General features: G+C 70.2%; 15 protein-coding genes. 9 read left to right on the top strand and 6 right to left on the bottom strand.

Annotation, left to right across the window (positions count from 1 at the left end; genetic code table 11):
• Positions 1-66 precede the first annotated feature (66 nt).
• The 3 genes from ACWGI2_RS13840 to ACWGI2_RS13830 are packed head-to-tail and all read left to right on the top strand — an operon-like array spanning position 67 to position 3,247.
• On the top strand, positions 67-1,233 hold the full coding sequence (locus ACWGI2_RS13840; RefSeq protein WP_453695420.1) for a Gfo/Idh/MocA family protein: 1,167 nt from the start codon (positions 67-69) through the stop codon (positions 1,231-1,233).
• Positions 1,230-2,408 (top strand): dihydrodipicolinate synthase family protein, encoded by a 1,179-nt coding sequence (locus ACWGI2_RS13835; protein ID WP_453695418.1) that lies wholly within the window; start codon positions 1,230-1,232, stop codon positions 2,406-2,408. The genes ACWGI2_RS13840 and ACWGI2_RS13835 overlap by 4 nt, the downstream gene beginning before the upstream one ends.
• Positions 2,405-3,247 carry a sugar phosphate isomerase/epimerase family protein gene (locus ACWGI2_RS13830; RefSeq protein ID WP_453695417.1) on the top strand — a complete coding sequence of 281 codons (843 nt, stop codon included), beginning with the start codon at positions 2,405-2,407 and terminating at the stop codon, positions 3,245-3,247. The genes ACWGI2_RS13835 and ACWGI2_RS13830 overlap by 4 nt, the downstream gene beginning before the upstream one ends.
• 23 nt (positions 3,248-3,270) lie before the next feature.
• Here the strand turns inward: ACWGI2_RS13830 and ACWGI2_RS13825 are convergent, their stop codons facing one another.
• A complete protein-coding gene (locus ACWGI2_RS13825; protein ID WP_453395628.1) occupies positions 3,271-3,804 on the bottom strand; it encodes a DUF937 domain-containing protein in 534 nt (177 codons plus the stop codon).
• A 280-nt stretch (positions 3,805-4,084) separates the two neighbouring features.
• Between ACWGI2_RS13825 and recD2 the strand changes: the two genes are divergently transcribed.
• Positions 4,085-6,325 (top strand): SF1B family DNA helicase RecD2, encoded by a 2,241-nt coding sequence (gene recD2 / locus ACWGI2_RS13820; RefSeq protein WP_453695416.1) that lies wholly within the window; start codon positions 4,085-4,087, stop codon positions 6,323-6,325.
• Positions 6,326-6,522: 197 nt separating this feature from the next.
• Positions 6,523-7,812 carry a citrate synthase gene (locus ACWGI2_RS13815; protein ID WP_160505133.1) on the top strand — a complete coding sequence of 430 codons (1,290 nt, stop codon included), beginning with the start codon at positions 6,523-6,525 and terminating at the stop codon, positions 7,810-7,812.
• A 451-nt stretch (positions 7,813-8,263) separates the two neighbouring features.
• Here the strand turns inward: ACWGI2_RS13815 and ACWGI2_RS13810 are convergent, their stop codons facing one another.
• The 5 genes from ACWGI2_RS13810 to ACWGI2_RS13790 form a co-directional block, all read right to left on the bottom strand.
• Positions 8,264-10,501, bottom strand: a complete 2,238-nt coding sequence (locus ACWGI2_RS13810) for a heavy metal translocating P-type ATPase (RefSeq protein WP_453695414.1) — start codon at positions 10,499-10,501, stop codon at positions 8,264-8,266.
• Positions 10,502-10,583: 82 nt separating this feature from the next.
• Positions 10,584-10,904, bottom strand: coding sequence for a heavy-metal-associated domain-containing protein (locus ACWGI2_RS13805; protein WP_453395625.1), 321 nt, complete (start codon positions 10,902-10,904; stop codon positions 10,584-10,586).
• 149 nt (positions 10,905-11,053) lie between these two features.
• A complete protein-coding gene (locus ACWGI2_RS13800; protein ID WP_160505130.1) occupies positions 11,054-11,251 on the bottom strand; it encodes a helix-turn-helix transcriptional regulator in 198 nt (65 codons plus the stop codon).
• Positions 11,252-11,689: 438 nt separating this feature from the next.
• The gene (locus ACWGI2_RS13795; RefSeq protein WP_453695413.1) at positions 11,690-12,577 is read right to left on the bottom strand and encodes a helix-turn-helix domain-containing protein; all 888 of its coding nucleotides are present in this window, start codon (positions 12,575-12,577) and stop codon (positions 11,690-11,692) included.
• Positions 12,578-12,581: 4 nt separating this feature from the next.
• Positions 12,582-13,481, bottom strand: coding sequence for a sugar phosphate isomerase/epimerase family protein (locus ACWGI2_RS13790; RefSeq protein ID WP_453695412.1), 900 nt, complete (start codon positions 13,479-13,481; stop codon positions 12,582-12,584).
• Between the two features lie 196 nt (positions 13,482-13,677).
• On the opposite strand from ACWGI2_RS13790, the gene iolC reads away from it, so the two are divergent.
• The 4 genes from iolC to iolD are packed head-to-tail and all read left to right on the top strand — an operon-like array spanning position 13,678 to position 18,183.
• Positions 13,678-14,613 carry a 5-dehydro-2-deoxygluconokinase gene (gene iolC / locus ACWGI2_RS13785; RefSeq protein WP_453695755.1) on the top strand — a complete coding sequence of 312 codons (936 nt, stop codon included), beginning with the start codon at positions 13,678-13,680 and terminating at the stop codon, positions 14,611-14,613.
• A complete protein-coding gene (locus ACWGI2_RS13780; RefSeq protein ID WP_453695411.1) occupies positions 14,606-15,487 on the top strand; it encodes a Cgl0159 family (beta/alpha)8-fold protein in 882 nt (293 codons plus the stop codon). Before iolC ends, ACWGI2_RS13780 begins: the two co-directional genes overlap by 8 nt.
• 9 nt (positions 15,488-15,496) lie before the next feature.
• Entirely contained in the window at positions 15,497-16,312 is an 816-nt protein-coding gene (gene iolB / locus ACWGI2_RS13775; protein ID WP_453695410.1) for a 5-deoxy-glucuronate isomerase, read from the top strand.
• On the top strand, positions 16,309-18,183 hold the full coding sequence (gene iolD, locus ACWGI2_RS13770; protein ID WP_453695409.1) for a 3D-(3,5/4)-trihydroxycyclohexane-1,2-dione acylhydrolase (decyclizing): 1,875 nt from the start codon (positions 16,309-16,311) through the stop codon (positions 18,181-18,183). Before iolB ends, iolD begins: the two co-directional genes overlap by 4 nt.
• The last annotated feature ends 4 nt before the right edge of the window (positions 18,184-18,187 follow it).

Here is an 18,187-nt window from a genome sequence, read left to right as displayed (position 1 = left end):
GCAGGCTAGCTTCTTCTCGTATAGAAAGCGCTTGCTATACGCTTACCTGCGTACGGAGGGACCCCTGTGACTCGCAAGACGGTGCGCATCGCCATGAACGGTGTGACGGGACGGATGGGCTACCGCCAGCACCTCGTCCGCTCCCTGCTCGCCCTGCGCGAGCAGGGCGGACTCCCGCTGGGCGACGCCGACGGCACGGTGCTGTGGCCCGAGCCGGTCCTGGTGGGCCGCAGAGAGCACGCACTGCGGGAGATCGCGGAGCGGCACGGACTTGACCCCGAGACACACGTCTCGACCGACCTGGACGCGGTCCTCGCCGACCCCTCCATCGACATCTACTTCGACGCGCAGGTCACCTCCGCGCGCGAGGAAGCCATCAAGCGGGCCATCGCCGCGGGCAAGCACGTCTACACCGAGAAGCCGTCCGCGACAGGCCTCGCCGGAGCCCTCGAACTGGCCCGCCTCGCCCAGGCGGCCGGCATCAAGCACGGCGTGGTCCAGGACAAGCTCTTTCTACCGGGCCTGCTGAAGCTGAAGCGCCTGATCGACGGCGGCTTCTTCGGCCAGATCCTCTCCATCCGGGGCGAGTTCGGCTACTGGGTCTTCGAGGGCGACTGGCAGAGCGCCCAGCGCCCCTCCTGGAACTACCGCGCGGAGGACGGCGGCGGCATCGTCGTCGACATGTTCCCGCACTGGGAGTACGTACTGCACGAGCTGTTCGGCCGCGTACGCAGCGTCCAGGCCCTCGCCGCGACCCACGTACCGCAGCGCTGGGACGAGCGGGACAAGCCCTACGACGCGACGGCGGACGACGCGGCGTACGGCATCTTCGAGCTCGAAGGCGGCGCGATCGCGCAGATCAACTCCTCCTGGACCGTGCGCGTGAACCGCGACGAACTGGTCGAGTTCCAGGTGGACGGCACGGAGGGCTCGGCGGTCGCGGGCCTGCGCAACTGCCGCGTACAGCACCGCAGCAACACCCCCAAGCCGGTCTGGAACCCGGACCTGCCCGTCACCCACTCCTTCCGGGACCAGTGGCAGGAGGTGCCCGACAACCAGGAGTTCGACAACGGCTTCAAGGCACAGTGGGAGCTGTTCCTGAAGCACGTGTACGCGGACGCGCCCTACCACTGGGACCTGCACGCGGGCGCACGCGGCGTGCAGCTCGCCGAACTGGGCCTGAAGTCCTCGGCGGAGGGCCGCCGCATCGAGGTACCGGAGATCGACCGATGACGCTCCTGCTCCCGCGCGAGGACGGCACCACGCGCCCGTACGAGCCCCGCCGGAGCCCCGCGCAGATGGCCCCCGGCAGCTCGCCCCTCACCTCCCGCACGGTCTTCTCGGCGGCGCACGTGGTGGCGGACCCCTACGCCGACGTGTCCCCGGACTCCCCGGCGGCCGTCGACTGGGACGCGACGCTCGCCTTCCGCCGCCACCTGTGGACGCAGGGCCTCGGGGTGGCCGAGGCGATGGACACGGCACAACGCGGAATGGGCCTGGACTGGAAGGGCGCCGCGGAACTGATCAGGCGTTCGGCGGCGGAGGCGAAGGCGGAGGGCGGCAAGATCGCCTGCGGCGCGGGCACGGACCAACTGACAGGCGCCGCGGACCAACTGACGGGCGCCGCGGACCTGCTGACGGTCCGCGCCGCGTACGAGGAACAGCTGGCCCTGGTCGAGTCGAGCGGCGCCCAGGTGATCCTGATGGCGTCGAGGGCGCTCGCCGCCGTCGCCACGTCGCCGGACGACTATCTGGAGACGTACGGACACCTCCTGCGTCAGGCGAGCGAGCCGGTGATCCTGCACTGGCTCGGCCCGATGTTCGACCCGGCGCTCACCGGCTACTGGGGCAGCGAGGACCTGGACGCGGCGACCGAGACCTTCCTGGAGGTCATCGCCGCGCACCCCGACAAGGTCGACGGCATCAAGATCTCCCTCCTCGACCCCGGGCGCGAGATCGCCCTGCGCCGCCGCCTCCCGGACGGCGTCCGCTGCTACACGGGCGACGACTTCAACTACCCCGAGCTGATCGAGGGCGACGAGCACGGCTTCAGCCACGCCCTGCTCGGCATCTTCGACCCGCTGGCTCCACTGGCGGCGGAGGCGGTGCGCGCGCTGGACACCGGCGACTCCAAGGCGTTCCGCGCCCGCCTCGACCCCACGGTCGAACTCTCCCGCCACCTCTTCAAGGCCCCCACCCGCTTCTACAAGACGGGTGTGGTGTTCCTGGCATGGCTTGCGGGCCACCAGACCCACTTCACGATGGTGGGGGGCTTCCAGTCGGCGAGGTCGCTGCCGCACTTGTGCCACGCCTACGAACTGGCGGACGGCCTCGGCCTGTTCCCGGACCCGCTCCTCGCCGAGTCCCGGATGAAATCCCTGCTCACCACGTACGGAGTCCAGCAATGAGCGAGAGCGGGGCCGCCCTGGCGCGCTTCTCCATCAACCAGATGACGGTCAAGCAGCTGTCGCTGCCGGAACTGGTGGCGGCGTGCGGCGACTTGGGCGTGACGGGGGTGGGCCTCTGGCGAGAGCCGGTCCGGTCGTACGGCCTGGAACGGACCGCCAAGCTGATGCGTGACGCGGGCCTGACGGTCACCACGCTCTGCCGGGGCGGCTTCCTGACGGCGACCGAGCCGCACGCGCGCGTGCGGGCCGTCGACGACAACAGGGCGGCGATCGACGAGGCGGCGACGCTGGGTACGGACACGCTGGTGCTGGTCTCGGGCGGCTTGCCCGAGGGCGGCAAGGACCTGCACGGAGCGAGGGGGCGGATCGCCGAAGCGCTGGCGGAGCTGGCCCCGTACGCGGCCTCGCGGGGGGTCCGCCTGGCCATCGAACCCCTCCACCCCATGTTCGCGTCGGACCGCTGCGTGGTCTCCACGCTGGCCCAGGCGCTTGACCTGGCGGAGCGCTTTCCGGCTTCCCAGGTCGGGGTCTGCGTCGACACGTACCACGTGTGGTGGGACGACACGGCTCCCGCGCAGATCGACCGCGCGGGGCGGGGCGGCCGCCTCCACGCGTTCCAACTGGCGGACTGGGTGACGCCGTTGCCGGAGGGCGTACTGAACGGCCGGGGGCAGCTGGGGGAGGGCTCGGTCGACCTGCGGTCGTGGCGCTCCCTGGTGGAGAGGGCGGGCTACGGGGGCCCGATCGAGGTGGAGCTCTTCAACGAGACCCTGTGGTCACGTCCGGGCAGGGAGCTCCTGGCAGAGACGGCCACGGCGTACGTCGAGCACGCCTGCTGACCTTGCCACCCCGCGGCCCCGGGCTACCGCTTCTTGCCGCCCAGGATCTGGTTCAGGAGGTCGCCGATGCCGCCGCCCCCGGGGGAGCCCGTGGCGCCCGGCTTCGGCGACGTCCGGGCCCGTTTCGTCAGCACCGTCAGGAGCACCGGGATCAGGAGTTCGATCACCCGGGTCACGGAAGCCGCGGGCAACCCCGTCTTCTTCGCCACCGCGGCCGCCACCGGCCTGCTCATCTTCGCAAGCACCCCGGACAGCATCCCGCCCGCCGCGAGACCGCCGAAGCCCCCGAACCCGGCGATCCCCTGCGGAGTAGGTTCGGCAGGCGCCGTCTCGGCGAGCGCCTGCTCGACCTCCGCCGCCTCCGCGGGATCCTCCGCCTTCTCCTGAAGGTTCCCCGAGAGCGCGGTCACCGTGGTGCCCACCACGTCCTGCGCCCCCGCGGCGTCCGTACCGAGGAGCCCCGCGATCTCCTGGAGCCTGTCGTCGCCGAGTTCGTCGAGGACGTCCTTCTCCAGCGAGGTCTCAGGCGTGGAGTTTTCGGGAGATTCTTCGCTCATGCGTTAAAAGTTACGTCTGTCCGACATCGTCGGCACCCCGAAGATTCTTAGCCTTGCCCGTGCAACCCTTCCCGCCCGACGCGGGTCGTACTGTGCGTCGGGACTTCCGTGGGGGGAGATCTGGGGGGATCAGCGGAGTTCTGACAGGGGAGGGGAGACCCGAGGGGGCCCGGTCGAGAGACCGGGCCCCCTCGAAGCTGCGGCCACCACCACGGCCCGGCAGCCGCGGAGTTGTCCACAGGCTTCGCACGCTGTCAGTGCCTAGCGATAGCGTCGGCCCATGTCGAGTCCAGCCAAAGCAGCGGCCGCTTCGGCGGTGGTCGAGGGAGTCCTGGAGCGGATCACCTACGCCAACGAGGAGAACGGGTACACGGTCGCCCGCGTGGACACCGGCCGCGGCAGCGGCGATCTCCTCACCGTCGTAGGCGCACTGCTGGGCGCGCAGGCGGGCGAATCCCTCCGCATGGAGGGCCGCTGGGGCTCCCACGCCCAGTACGGCAAGCAGTTCACGGTGGAGAACTACACCACCATCCTCCCCGCCACCATCCAAGGCATCCGCCGCTATCTCGGCTCAGGCCTCATCAAGGGCATCGGCCCCGTCATGGCCGACCGCATCACCACCCACTTCGGCGTGGACACCCTCGACATCATCGAGAAGGAACCCAAGCGCCTCGTCGAGGTCCCCGGCCTCGGCCCCAAACGCACCAAGATGATCGCCGCGGCCTGGGAGGAGCAGAAGGCCATCAAGGAGGTGATGGTCTTCCTGCAAGGCGTCGGCGTCTCCACCTCCATCGCCGTCCGCATCTACAAGAAGTACGCGGACGCCTCCATCTCCATAGTGAAGAACGAGCCCTACCGCCTCGCCGCGGACGTCTGGGGCATCGGCTTCCTCACCGCGGACCGCATCGCCCAGTCCGTCGGCATCCCGCACGACAGCCCGGAACGGGTCAAGGCCGGCCTGCAGTACGCACTCTCGCAATCCACCGACCAGGGCAACTGCTATCTCCCGGAGGAGCGCCTCATCGCGGACGCGGTGAAGCTGCTCCAGGTGGACACGGGCCTGGTCATCGACTGCCTGGCGCAGCTGGCCACGGAGGACGAAGGCGTCGTGCGCGAGAGCGTCCCCGGCCCCGACGGGGAGGAGGACGTCACCGCCGTCTACCTCGTCCCCTTCCACCGCGCGGAACTCTCCCTCTCCGCCCAGCTCCTGCGCCTCCTGCGGGCGTCGGACGACCGCCTGTCCGCCTTCCAGGACGTCGACTGGGGCAAGGCACTGGCCTGGCTCGCCACCCGTACGGGCGCCGAGCTCGCCCCCGAGCAGGAAGCGGCCGTCCGGCTCGCGCTGACGCAGAAGGCGGCCGTCCTCACCGGAGGCCCCGGCTGCGGCAAGTCCTTCACGGTCCGGTCCATCGTGGAGCTGGCCCGCGCCAAGAAGGCCAAGGTCGTCCTCGCCGCCCCCACGGGCCGTGCCGCCAAGCGCCTCGCCGAGCTCACCGGCGCCGAAGCCTCCACCGTCCACCGCCTCCTGGAGCTGAAGCCGGGAGGCGACGCCGCCTACGACAAGGACCGGCCGCTCGACGCCGACCTCGTCGTGGTCGACGAGGCGTCCATGCTGGACCTGCTCCTGGCCAACAAGCTGGTGAAGGCCGTCGCCCCCGGTGCCCACCTCCTGTTCGTCGGAGACGTGGACCAGCTGCCGAGTGTCGGCGCCGGCGAGGTCCTGCGGGACATGCTCAGCGAGCAGAGCCCTCTCCCCGCGGTCCGGCTCACCCACATCTTCCGCCAGGCCAAGCAGTCCGGCGTCGTCACGAACGCCCACCGCATCAACTCCGGGGTGCCGCCCATCACCCAGGGCCTGAACGACTTCTTCCTCTTCGTCGAGGACGAGACCGAGGACGCGGGACGGGTCACCGTCGACGTGGCGGCGAACCGCATTCCGGCCAAGTTCGGCCTCGACCCGCGCCGTGACGTCCAGGTGCTCGCGCCCATGCACCGCGGCCCCGCAGGCGCGGGGAACCTGAACGGCCTCCTCCAGCAGGCCATCACCCCGAGCAGACCCGACGTACCGGAGAAGCGCTTCGGCGGCCGGGTGTTCCGCGTCGGCGACAAGGTCACCCAGATCCGCAACAACTACGAGAAGGGGCAGAACGGCGTCTTCAATGGCACCGTCGGAGTAGTCACCTCGCTCGACTCCGACGAGCAGCGGCTCACGGTCCTGACGGACGAGGACGAGGAGATTCCGTACGACTTCGATGAACTGGACGAACTGACGCACGCGTACGCGGTCACCATCCACCGCTCCCAGGGCAGTGAGTATCCGGCGGTGGTGATCCCCGTGACCACGGGCGCGTGGATGATGCTCCAGCGGAACCTGCTCTACACGGCGGTCACGCGCGCCAAGAAGCTGGTCGTCCTGGTCGGTTCGCGCAAGGCTCTGGGACAAGCGGTGCGCACGGTCTCCGCGGGCAGACGCTGCACGGCCCTGGATTTCCGGCTCGGCGGAGGCCGTGGGAAATTTTGATCGATCAAACGAGTAGGAAAGGTCACAGAGCCTTCCGCAACCGGGGCGACGAGGGGCAGGATGAGTAGGTTGGCGGCACTGAGTGCCGCCGATAGGCCCAATGGTCGACCCCGAGTGCACTCTCCAGGGCCAAATGGGGGATGGTAGAGACAGTCAGGGCACCTCGAAGAAGAGGCACAACGTCGGTGAGGGATGACGTGAGCGACAACTCTGTAGTACTGCGGTACGGCGATGGCGAGTACACCTACCCGGTGATCGATTCGACCGTCGGCGACAAGGGCTTCGACATCGGGAAGCTCCGCGCCCAGACCGGTCTGGTGACCCTGGACAGCGGCTATGGCAACACCGCCGCCTATAAATCCGCCATCACCTATCTCGACGGCGAGCAGGGCATCCTCCGGTACCGCGGCTACCCGATCGAGCAGCTGGCCGAGCGCTCCACCTTCACCGAGGTGGCGTACCTGCTGATCAACGGCGAACTGCCGAAGGTCGACGAGCTCGCCAGCTTCAAGAACGAGATCACGCAGCACACCCTGCTGCACGAGGACGTCAAGCGGTTCTACGACGGCTTCCCGCGTGACGCCCACCCGATGGCGATGCTGTCGTCCGTGGTCAGCGCGCTGTCGACGTTCTACCAGGACAGCCACAACCCGTTCGACGAGAAGCAGCGTCACCTTTCGACGATCCGCCTTCTCGCCAAGCTTCCGACGATCGCGGCGTACGCCTACAAGAAGTCCGTGGGCCACCCGGTCGTCTACCCGAGCAACGACCTCGGTTACGTCGAGAACTTCCTGCGCATGACGTTCTCCGTGCCGGCCGCGGACTACGAACTCGACCCGGTCGTCGTCTCCGCGCTCGACAAGCTCCTGATCCTGCACGCGGACCACGAGCAGAACTGTTCGACCTCCACCGTGCGTCTGGTGGGCTCCTCGCAGGCGAACATGTTCGCCTCGATCTCCGCCGGCATCTCGGCCCTCTGGGGTCCGCTGCACGGTGGCGCCAACCAGTCCGTCCTGGAGATGCTCGAGGGCATCAAGCAGGACGGCGGCGACGTCGACACCTTCATCCGCAAGGTGAAGAACAAGGAAGACGGCGTGAAGCTCATGGGCTTCGGGCACCGCGTCTACAAGAACTTCGACCCCCGGGCGAAGATCATCAAGGCTGCGGCGCACGACGTCCTCTCGGCTCTCGGCAAGGACGACGAGCTGCTCGACATCGCGCTCAAGCTCGAAGAGCACGCACTGGCCGACGACTACTTCGTCGAGCGCAAGCTGTACCCGAACGTGGACTTCTACACGGGTCTCATCTACCGCGCGATGGGCTTCCCGACCGAGATGTTCACCGTGCTGTTCGCGCTTGGCCGGTTGCCCGGCTGGATCGCGCAGTGGCACGAGATGATCAAGGAGCCGGGATCCCGCATCGGGCGCCCGCGCCAGATCTACACCGGTGAGGTCCTGCGGGACTTCGTCCCGGTCGAGGGTCGCTGACCCGCATGCCGTAGGCGCCACAGAGGGCGCCAAGCGAAAAGCGCCCCGCCGCCGATCCCCCCACGGGTCGACGGTCGGGGCGCTTTCCTGTTTCCCGGTGCGGATTCCCCCCACGGGATCCGGCCGGGCGTCTGTGGTGGCAGCGCGCCAGTTGTACTGCTCGTACTGCGATCTGCCGGGACCCGTACGTACAGGAGGGCCGCTCAAGCTCCCCGGTGCACGTGTCCCGGCCAACGCATTCCTAGGAACATCCCCCAAGATGTCCCCGATGTCTAGAGACGTCCCCCAAGACGTCCCTGGCATCGCCCTCTTAGACTCGCGAACCCCTGGAATGGTTACGTTGGGATCGCTGTGATCTGCGTCTCCATCATATGTCCTGTACATGCGCAAGGGCACCAATATGCCGATCCGGACTCAGGGGTGAGGATGCTGCGACCGGTATGTGAAGAGACTATGTAAAAGTCCTGAGGCGAAGGCTGTTGGTCACGACGAAGACCGAGGAGAACGCCATCGCGGCCCCCGCGATCATCGGGTTCAGGAGCCCGGCCGCGGCGAGCGGCAGCGCGGCGACGTTGTAGCCGAAGGCCCAGAAGAGATTGCCCTTGATCGTGGCGAGGGTCTTACGGGAGAGCCTGATCGCGTCGGCCGCCCCGCGCAAGTCCCCGCGCACCAGCGTCAGATCGCTCGCCTCGATGGCCGCGTCCGTGCCCGTGCCCATCGCGAGGCCCAGATCGGCGGTGGCGAGCGCCGCCGCGTCGTTGACGCCGTCCCCGACCATCGCGACGACCTTGCCCTCGTCCCGCAGCCGCCGTACGACATCGACCTTGTCCTCGGGCAGGACATCGGCGTACACGGCGTCCGCCCCGATGCCGACGGCCTTCGCCACCGCCTGGGCGACGGCCTCGTTGTCCCCGGTGAGCAGCACAGGCGTAAGGCCCAGAGCACGCAGCTCGCGCACCGCTTCGGCGCTGGTGTCCTTGACGGCGTCGGCGACGGTGAGGACGCCGCGCGCCACGCCGTCCCAGGCGACCAGCACGGCCGTACGTCCCGCCGCCTCGGCCTTCGCCTTGAGCCCGGCCACCGAAGTGAGCCCCTCGACCCCCGCGTCCGCGAGCAGCCGCTCACGGCCCACGAGCACCAGGTGACCTTCCACCGTGCCGCGCACGCCCGACCCCGCGACGTTCTCGAAACCCTCCACGGCGGGCAGCGCGCCCACCGAAAGACCCAACTCCGCGGCGGCGCCCGCCGCGACGGCCCGTGCCACGGGATGCTCGGAGGCGTGCTCCAGGGCGCCCGCGAGCCGCAGCAACTCCTTCTCCTCGGTCTCCCCGGCGGCGTACACGTCCCGCAGCGTCATGCGTCCCGTCGTCACCGTTCCGGTCTTGTCCAGGACGACGGTGTCCACCCGGCGCGTGGATTCGAGGACTTCGGGGCCCTTGATGAGGATGCCGAGCTGCGCGCCGCGCCCGGTGCCGACCATCAGGGCGGTCGGGGTCGCGAGGCCGAGGGCGCACGGGCAGGCGATGATCAGGACGGCGACGGCCGCGGTGAAGGCGGCGGTCACGTCGCCGGTGGCGCCGAGCCAGCCGCCGAGCGTGGCGGTGGCGATCATCAGGACCACCGGCACGAAGATCCCGGCGATCCGGTCGGCCAGGCGCTGCACCTGTGCCTTGCCGGTCTGCGCGTCCTCGACGAGCTTCGCCATCCTGGCCAGTTGGGTGTCGGAGCCGACGCGCGTGGCCTCGACGACGAGCCGCCCCGAGACGTTCGTGGTCGCCCCGGTCACCGCGTCGCCCGCGGCCACGTCCACCGGAACGGACTCACCGGTCAGCATCGAGACGTCGACCGCGGAGGCGCCGTCGACGACGGTGCCGTCGGTCGCGACGGTCTCCCCGGGGCGTACGACGAAACGGTCGCCGACCACGAGACGCGCGACCGGCACACGGACCTCCGCGCCGTCCCGCAGCACGGCCGCGTCCTTGGCGCCCAGTTCGAGCAGCGCGTGCAGCGCCGAGCCCGCCTTCCGCTTGGCGCGGGCCTCCAGCCAGCGGCCGAGCAGGATGAACGTGATGACGCCCGCGGCCACTTCGAGGTAGAGCGTCGACGCGGCGTCGGCACGCGACACCGTGAACTCGAAGCCGTGCCGCATCCCCGGCATCCCCGCGTCCCCGAGGAAGAGCGCCCACAGCGACCAGCCGAACGCGGCGAGCGTGCCCACCGACACCAGGGTGTCCATGGTCGCCGCGCCGTGCCGCAGGTTCGTGAACGCCGCCCTGTGGAAGGGGAACCCGCCCCAGACCACGACGGGCGCGGCCAGGGTCAGTGAGAGCCACTGCCAGTTGTCGAACTGGAGCGCGGGGATCATCGCGAGCAGGACGACGGGCAGCGAAAGGAGCGCCGAGCCGATGAGGCGCTGGCGCAAGGTGTCCGGCTCGGTGATGTCGGCGGTGGTGGCCGGCGCCTCCGGCTCGGGCGGAGGCGGCACGATCTCTTGCGCGCTGTAACCCAGCTTCTCGACCGTCGCGATCAGCTGCGCGACCTCGACCCCTTCCGCGTACGAGACCTTCGCCTTCTCCGTGGCGAGATTGACCGACGCGGTCACGCCCTCCACGCGGTTCAGCTTCTTCTCGATGCGGGCGGAGCAGGAGGCGCAGGTCATTCCGCCGACGGCGAGTTCGACTTCGTTCATGGCTCTCTCGTACGTCTGGGGTGAAGCGGCTGCGGGCCCTGTGACGGTGTCACAGGGCCCGGGGTACCCGGCAGGGGTCGGGTCAGGCCTTGCTGACACCGGTGAGTTCGTAACCCGCCTCGTCGACCGCGGCGCGGACCGCGGCCTCGTCCAGCGGGGCCTCGGAGACCACGGTCACCAGGCCCGTGGAGGCCACCGCCTTGACGGAGCTGACGCCGGCGATCTCCGAGATCTCACTGCTGACGGCACCCTCGCAGTGACCACAGGTCATGCCGGTCACCTCGTACACGGTCGTCACGGCGCCCTGCGGCGTCCCTGCGGCGCCGTCGGAGTGGCAGGAACCGCTGGGGGAGCAGCAGGAGCCGGTGGTCTCGGCCTGCGGGAGCTCGGTCTGGGCGCTCATGTCGTTCTCCTCGGTGAGGGTGCGGCGTGTGTGCGTGCCTGCTTGTGCGTCGTAATGTGCAGGAGTGGTCCCGGTGTTCCCGGAGACCCCCTGACACTCACTACTGTATACCCCTAGGGGGTACACCTCAATGAGGGGGGTCGGCGCGGTCAGTCTCTGCGCCCGCGGTTGCGTGGCCTCGCGGCGACCCAGGCGCGGATGGTGTCCGCGTACCAGTAGGGCTTGCCGGACTCCACGTGGTCGGGCGCGGGCAGCAAGCCGTGCTTGCGGTAGGAGCGCACGGTGTCGGGCTGGACCCGGATGTGTGCGGCGATGTCCTTGTACGACCAGAGCCTTCGGTCCGTCATCAGTGGCACCTCCCTGCGGGCGCCACAGGGGCGGCTCGGGAGGAGCCGTCGGGGGAGCTGCGGCGCGTCGCTGGCGATCACTCAGCCTGTGCCCGGTGAACGACGCGGCGAGAGCGCAGGGGGGCGGCTGTCGACCGCCTGTGACGCAAGACCCGCGTATACGGGACATGTGTGACAGGAGGAGGTTGTTTGTGACGGTTGTGATGCATGCGGGGGGCGCGTAGGAGCGGCGCGCCGTGGGCGCACGGAGACGAAGCGCGCGAGATGGACCGGGCCTGCTGCGCCAGGCCCGGTCCATCGGCTCCCCTCCGCGCCGGATGGCATCGAAGGGTTCCCCCGCGCCAGATGGCCCGAAGGCAACAGCGTGCCGTCGGTGGGGTGCTGCGGTATTGGAAAAAACCGCAACGCGCAGCCGCGGGCGGCCCTGCCCGCCCTGCCTCAGGCGAGGACCAGGCTCGTCGGCTCGTCCGCGAGCCGGTCGGCCGAAGGCGGCCCGCCGCCGGGGGCCAGGAGCGTGCGCCGTACCGCGGCGAACTCACGCGGCGTGCAGCCCGTCATGGCCCTGAACTCGCCGCTCAGATGCGCCTGATCGTAGAAACCGCAGGCCGCGGCGGTCTCCGCCTGCGTGCGCCCCGCCACCAGCATCCGCCGCGCCCGCTGGAGCCGCAGGACGCGGCCCGCGGCCTTGGGCCCGATGCCGATCTGCTCCCGGAAGCGGTTCTCCAGCTGCCGTACGCTCCAGCCCACCTCATCGGCGATGTGCCCCACGGGGGCGGCGCCCCGGGTGCGCACCAGCTCGGCCCACGCCCGCACCGTCCGGCCGCAGGACGGCGGCCCGGCCTCGGACCAGCGGGCGAAGACGTCGTCCAGGAGGGCGAACCGGGCTGACCACGAGGGCAGCGCGCCGAGCGCCGCCGAGAGTTCGGCGACGCTGGCCCAGCGGCCGGGGCCCGGCCGGACCCCGAACGCGTCCGGGTCGAGGCTCCGGTCGGCCACTTCGTGCAGGGCGGTGCCGAAGAGAGTGAACGCGGCCCAGGGGGCGAGCAGTACCTCGATGCCCGCGAGGCGGCCGTCGTGCTCGCCGAGCACCGGCGTCGTACCGAGCCCCGAAAGCACCGAGACCAGCGTCACCGGCTCAAGTCCCGCACCCGCGAGCCCCGATATCCGCACCGGCTGCTCGAAGCCGAACATCAGCGTCACCGCACCGATCGGCACCTCCAGCCTGCGCCGCGGCCGGCCGAGCGCGAGCCGGAACCCGCGGTAGCTGATGACCCCGGGCCGCAGCCGGGGGTGCGGGGCAGCGAGCGCGACCTCCCAGCCGCCCACCGGACTAGGCCCCGCAGGAGCGCAGATACGAGCGGGTGCGGCGGGCGATGGGCAGCGGCTTGTCCGGCGGGCACGGGTACATGTCCTGCTCGACGATGGCGAACAGGTCGACGCCCAGCTTCTGGGCCGCCGCGAGGACCGGTTCGATGGCGGGCACCCCGGTCGGCGGCTCGCACATCACGCCCCGGGCCACGGCGGGCCCGAACGGCAGCTCCTGCGCTCGCACTTCGGCCAGCACGGCAGGGTCGACCTGCTTGAGATGCAGATAGCCGATGCGCTCGCCGTACGTCTCGATCAGCTTGACGCTGTCGCCGCCGCAGTAGGCGTAATGGCCCGTGTCCAGGCACAGCGAGACGAGGTCGGCGTCGGTCGCGTCGAGGAAGCGGGTGACGTTCTCCTCGTCGTCGATGTGTGTGTCGGCATGGGGATGGACGACCACACGCAGGCCGTAGCGCTCGCGCACCTCGTACGCCAACCGCTCGGTCTGGAGCGTGAGCTGACGCCACTGCTCCGGGGTGAGCGTGCGGTCCTCCAGGACCTCGCCGGTCTTGTCGTCGCGCCAGAAGGAGGGGATGACGACGAGGTGCTCGGCGCCCATCGCCTGGGCGAGCGCGGCGTTGTCGGCCACATGGGCCCACGTCTTGTCCCATACGGAGGGTCCGTGGTGCAGGCCCGTGAAGACCGTTCCCGCCGACACCTTCAGGCCGCGCTTGTGGGTCTCGGCGGTCAGTACGGCCGGATCGCTGGGCAGATAGCCGTAAGGGCCGAGCTCGATCCACTCGTATCCGGAGTCCGCCACCTCGTCGAGGAAGCGGCTCCAGGGGACCTGGCCCGGATCCTCGGGGAACCACACCCCCCACGAGTCGGGTGCCGAGCCGATCCGGATGCGTGACAGCGTCGTCATGTCCGCCAGCTTTCAGGGCGCCGCGGAACGGTGTCAAGGAGTAGTCCGAATGTAAGGACAATGTGTTGACAGGGTCCGTGGGGCGGAATAGACCTAGGGGAGGGCCCAGGGGGCAAGGGCCATAGGGGGCGATGCCGAGGAGGAGTGCAGGGTGACCGATCCGTACGACGTCAGCGATCCGTACGACGTGATCACGATGGGCCGGATCGGGGTGGATCTGTATCCCTTGCAGGCGGGGGTGGCTCTCGCCGACGTCAGCACCTTCGGCAAGTTCCTGGGCGGCTCGGCGTCGAACGTCGCCGTCGCCGCGTCCCGGCTCGGCCGCCGGGTGGCGGTCGTCACGCGCACCGGCGATGACCCCTTCGGCGAGTATCTGCACCGCGAGCTGCGGGAGTTCGGGGTCGACGACCGGTGGGTGAGCGGGGTCGCGGGCCTGCCGACCCCGGTGACCTTCTGCGAGGTCTTCCCGCCGGACGACTTCCCGCTCTACTTCTACCGGCAGCCGAAGGCGCCCGACCTGGAGATGTACGAGAAGGAACTCGACCTCGACGCGATCGCCGCCGCACGGGTGTTCTGGATGACGGGTACGGGGCTCTGCGCGGAGCCCAGCAGATCGGCGACGCTGGCCGCGCTGCGGCGGCGGGCGAAGGCGGGGCTCACCGTCTTCGACCTCGACTGGCGGCCGATGTTCTGGGAGCGGGCCGAGGAGGCGCGGGGCTTCTACGGGGAGGCCCTCGCGCAGGCCACCGTCGCGGTCGGCAACGTCGACGAGGTCGAGATCGCCACCGGCGAGCGTGAGCCTCTCGCCGCGGCCTGCGCGTTGCTGGAGACCGGCGTCGAACTCGCCGTGGTCAAGCAGGGGCCCAAGGGGGTGCTCGCCATGAACAGCTCGGGCGAGGCCGCCGAGGTGCCACCGCTGCCCGTGACGGTCCTCAACGGCCTCGGGGCCGGGGACGCCTTCGGCGGGGCGCTGTGCCACGGGCTGCTCGCGGGCTGGGAGTTGGAGCGGATCATGCGGTACGCCAACGCGGCGGGGGCGATCGTCGCATCGCGCCTGGAGTGCTCGTCGGCGATGCCGTTCCCGGACGAGGTCGAGGCGGCGCTGGCCGCGGGAGCCGTGACAGATGATTGACCTCGCCGAGCTCGTCCGGGTCCGGGCCCACCACCCCGAGGCCATCGCCGAAGCGGCCGCCCGGCGCACCCGGCGTACGCTCCTCGGCGGCAGCGGCAGGCTGATGATCATCGCTGCCGACCATCCCGCTCGTGGCGCCCTCTCCGTCGGCGGGGACAAGTTCGCCATGGCCAACCGCGGGGACCTCCTCGAACGGCTCTGCCTCGCGCTCTCGCGCCCCCGCGTGGACGGCGTGCTCGCCACTGCGGACATCCTCGAAGACCTCCTGCTGCTCGGCGCCCTCGACGGCAGGGTCGTCATGGGGTCGATGAACCGGGGCGGGCTCGCGGGGGCCTCGTTCGAGCTGGACGACCGGTTCACGGGGTATCGGGCCGAGGACATCGAGCGGCTCGGGTTCGACGCCGGGAAGCTCCTGCTGCGGGTCGCCTACGACGACCCCGGCTCCCTCGAAACGCTGCACTCCAGCGCCCGCGCCGTCGATGCCATGGCGGCCCGGAAACTGCCCGTCTTCGTCGAGCCGTTCCTCTGCCGCCGCGACCCCGACGGCGGGCCGCCGTGCAACGACCTGAGCGCCGAGGCCGTCACCACGTCCATCGCCATCGCGTCGGGGCTCGCCGGGACATCGGCGTACACCTGGCTGAAGGTCCCCGTGACCGAGAATCCGGACGACATGGCGCGCGTCATGGAGACCTCGACCCTGCCCGCGGTCCTCCTCGGAGGTGACATCGGTGACGACAGCGACGCCGCGTACGAGAAGTGGCGCGGGGCGCTGCAACTGCCCACAGTGCACGGCCTCGTCGCCGGGCGCACGCTGCTGTACCCGGCCGACGGCGACGTGGCGGGCGCCGTCGACACCGCCGTCGGACTGCTGTAGGAGGGCCACATGACGTACGTACCGAAGGGCAGCGCGGCCGAAGGCCCCTATGCCCTGGAACTCGACCCCAAGCGGTCCGGTCTGGTCTTTTCCGCGCTGCGCGTGGTCGACATCGAACCCGGCACCACACACTCCTTCGCCACCGGGGAGAGTGAATGGATCGTGCTCCCGCTGACCGGCGGCTGTACGGTGCATGCGGAAGGCGAGATCATTGAACTGCTGGGCAGAGAGAGCGTGTTCAGCGGAGTGAGCGACTTCGCCTACGTGCCCCGTGACGCCCACATCCAGATCGCCTCCGGCGCGGGAGGCCGCTTCGCCCTGGCAGGAGCGAAGTGCGAGCGTCGACTCCCCGCCCGCTACGGCTCCGCGCCGGAGGTTTCCGTCGAGCACCGCGGCAGCGGCACCTGCGCCCGCGAGGTCCGCAACTTCGCGTCCGCCGACGCCTTCGACTGCGACCGCCTCATCGCCGTCGAGGTGATCACACCCGGCGGCAACTGGTCCTCGTACCCGCCGCACAAGCACGACGAGCACCGCCCCGGCGTCGAGGCCGAGCTCGAAGAGATCTACTACTTCGAGATCGAGGCCGACGAGGGAGGGCGAGAAGGCTTCGGCTACCAGCGGGTCTTCCCCTCGCGCCCCGGCGGGACCGACGTCCTCGCCGAGGTCCGGACGGGCGACGCCGTGCTCGTGCCCGACGGCTGGCACGGCCCGTCGATCGCCCAGCCGGGGCACAGCATGTACTACCTGAATGTGATGGGCGGTCCTGGGGATGAACGGGAGTGGCGGATCTGTTTCCACCCCGACCACACGGAGGGATACCGATGACCTCGACGAGGCTCACCACCGCGCAGGCCCTCGTCCGCTTCCTGGCCCGGCAGTTCACCGAGCGCGACGGCGAGCGGCAGCGGCTCATCGGCGCCACCTGGGGGATCTTCGGGCACGGCAACGTAGCGGGCATCGGCCAGGCGCTCGTCGAGTACGGCGACGAGATGCCCTACCTCCAGGGCCGCAACGAACAGGCCATGGTGCACGCCGCCGTCGGGTACGCCCGCCAGTCGGGCCGCCTGTCCACGCACGCCGTCACCACCTCCATCGGCCCCGGCGCGACCAACCTCGTCACGGGCGCCGCGCTCGCGACCGTCAACCACCTCCCCGTCCTGCTCCTGCCCGGCGACATCTTCGCGGCCCGCCCCGCCGACCCGGTGCTCCAGCAGCTCGAAGTCCCTTACGCGGGCGACGTGTCGGTGAACGACTGTCTGCGCCCGGTGTCGAAGTACTTCGACCGGATCACCCGCCCCGAGGCCCTTATCCCGGCCGCGCTCGCCGCGATGCGCGTGCTCACCGACCCGGCGGAGACCGGCGCCGTGACGCTCGCGCTTCCGCAGGACGTACAGGCGGAAGCCTTCGACTGGCCGGAGGAGTTCTTCGAGGAGAGGGTGTGGGGCGTACGCCGTCAGGCACCCGATCCGCGCGAACTGGCCGCCGCGGTACGGGCCGTGCGTGACGCGCGGCGGCCGCTGATCGTCGCGGGCGGCGGCGTCCACCACAGCGCGGCCGAGGAGGCGCTGCGGAAGCTCGCGGACGTGACCGGCATCCCCGTCGCCTCCACCCAGGCCGGCAAGGGGTCCCTGCGGTTCGACCACCCCGCGGATGTCGGCGGCATCGGGCACACGGGCACGGCCACGGCCGACGAACTCGCCCGCACCGCCGATCTGGTGATCGGCGTCGGCACCCGCTACAGCGACTTCACCACCGCCTCCGGCACGCTCTTCGAGACGCCGGACGTCCGCTTCGTGAACTTCAACGTCGCCGCGTTCGACGGCCACAAAATGGCGGGCACCCCTCTGATCGCGGACGCCCGCGCGGGCCTGGAGGCGCTGACCGGAGCCCTGGAGGGATGGCGTGTACCGCCCGCTTACGTCGCCGAGTACACCGAGGACAAGGTGCGGTGGGAACAGCGGGTCGACGCGGCGTACGCGGCCGACGAACCCGACGTACGGCCCACGCAGCTCCAAGTCCTCGGCCTGCTCGACGAGTTGGTCACGGACGAGGACGTGATCATCAACGGGGCTGGATCCCTCCCCGGCGATCTCCACAAGCTGTGGAGGGCGCGCTCACCCCGGCAGTACCACGTCGAGTACGGCTACTCCTGCATGGGATACGAGATCCCCGCCTCGATCGGCGTCGCGATGGCGGCGCCGGACCGCCCGGTCTGGGCGCTGGTGGGCGACGGGACGTATCTGATGATGCCCACCGAGATCGTCACGGCCGTCCAGGAGAACATCCCGGTCAAGGTCGTGATCCTGCAGAACCACGGGTACGCGTCCATCGGCGGGCTCTCCGAGTCCGTGGGCGGCGAGCGGTTCGGTACGGCCTACCGCTTCCGGGCGCAGGACGGGACGTACACGGGCGCCCCGCTGCCCGTCGATCTGGCGGCCAACGCGGCCTCGCTCGGGATGCACGTGATCCGCGCCAAAACAGTGGCTGACCTGCGCGATGCCCTCGCCGAAGCGCGGGCGGCAGACCGCCCCACATGTGTCTACGTGGAGACGGAAACGGCAGACACAGTGTCGCCCCCGCCCCCGGCGCAGGCGTGGTGGGATGTGCCCGTGGCCGAGACCGCGGACCGACCGTCGGCGATCAAGGCCAGGAAAGAGTACGACCGGCACGTCTCAGCCCGACGCCGCCACCTGTGAGATG

Source organism: Streptomyces sp. NPDC054866 (assembly GCF_053610745.1).
This window is presented reverse-complemented; position numbering and strand designations above follow the sequence as displayed.

Excerpts from the sequence above, each read along its gene's own strand:
- ACWGI2_RS13790 (WP_453695412.1), bottom strand. The coding sequence starts at position 13,481 with ATGACGACGCTGTCACGCATCCGGATCGGCTCGGCACCCGACTCGTGG.
- ACWGI2_RS13825 (WP_453395628.1), bottom strand. The coding sequence starts at position 3,804 with ATGAGCGAAGAATCTCCCGAAAACTCCACGCCTGAGACCTCGCTGGAG.
- ACWGI2_RS13800 (WP_160505130.1), bottom strand. The coding sequence starts at position 11,251 with ATGACGGACCGAAGGCTCTGGTCGTACAAGGACATCGCCGCACACATC.
- ACWGI2_RS13810 (WP_453695414.1), bottom strand. The coding sequence starts at position 10,501 with ATGAACGAAGTCGAACTCGCCGTCGGCGGAATGACCTGCGCCTCCTGC.
- ACWGI2_RS13830 (WP_453695417.1), top strand. The coding sequence starts at position 2,405 with ATGAGCGAGAGCGGGGCCGCCCTGGCGCGCTTCTCCATCAACCAGATG.
- ACWGI2_RS13805 (WP_453395625.1), bottom strand. The coding sequence starts at position 10,904 with ATGAGCGCCCAGACCGAGCTCCCGCAGGCCGAGACCACCGGCTCCTGC.
- ACWGI2_RS13835 (WP_453695418.1), top strand. The coding sequence starts at position 1,230 with ATGACGCTCCTGCTCCCGCGCGAGGACGGCACCACGCGCCCGTACGAG.
- iolC (WP_453695755.1), top strand. The coding sequence starts at position 13,678 with ATGGGCCGGATCGGGGTGGATCTGTATCCCTTGCAGGCGGGGGTGGCT.
- iolD (WP_453695409.1), top strand. The coding sequence starts at position 16,309 with ATGACCTCGACGAGGCTCACCACCGCGCAGGCCCTCGTCCGCTTCCTG.
- iolB (WP_453695410.1), top strand. The coding sequence starts at position 15,497 with ATGACGTACGTACCGAAGGGCAGCGCGGCCGAAGGCCCCTATGCCCTG.
- ACWGI2_RS13780 (WP_453695411.1), top strand. The coding sequence starts at position 14,606 with ATGATTGACCTCGCCGAGCTCGTCCGGGTCCGGGCCCACCACCCCGAG.
- recD2 (WP_453695416.1), top strand. The coding sequence starts at position 4,085 with ATGTCGAGTCCAGCCAAAGCAGCGGCCGCTTCGGCGGTGGTCGAGGGA.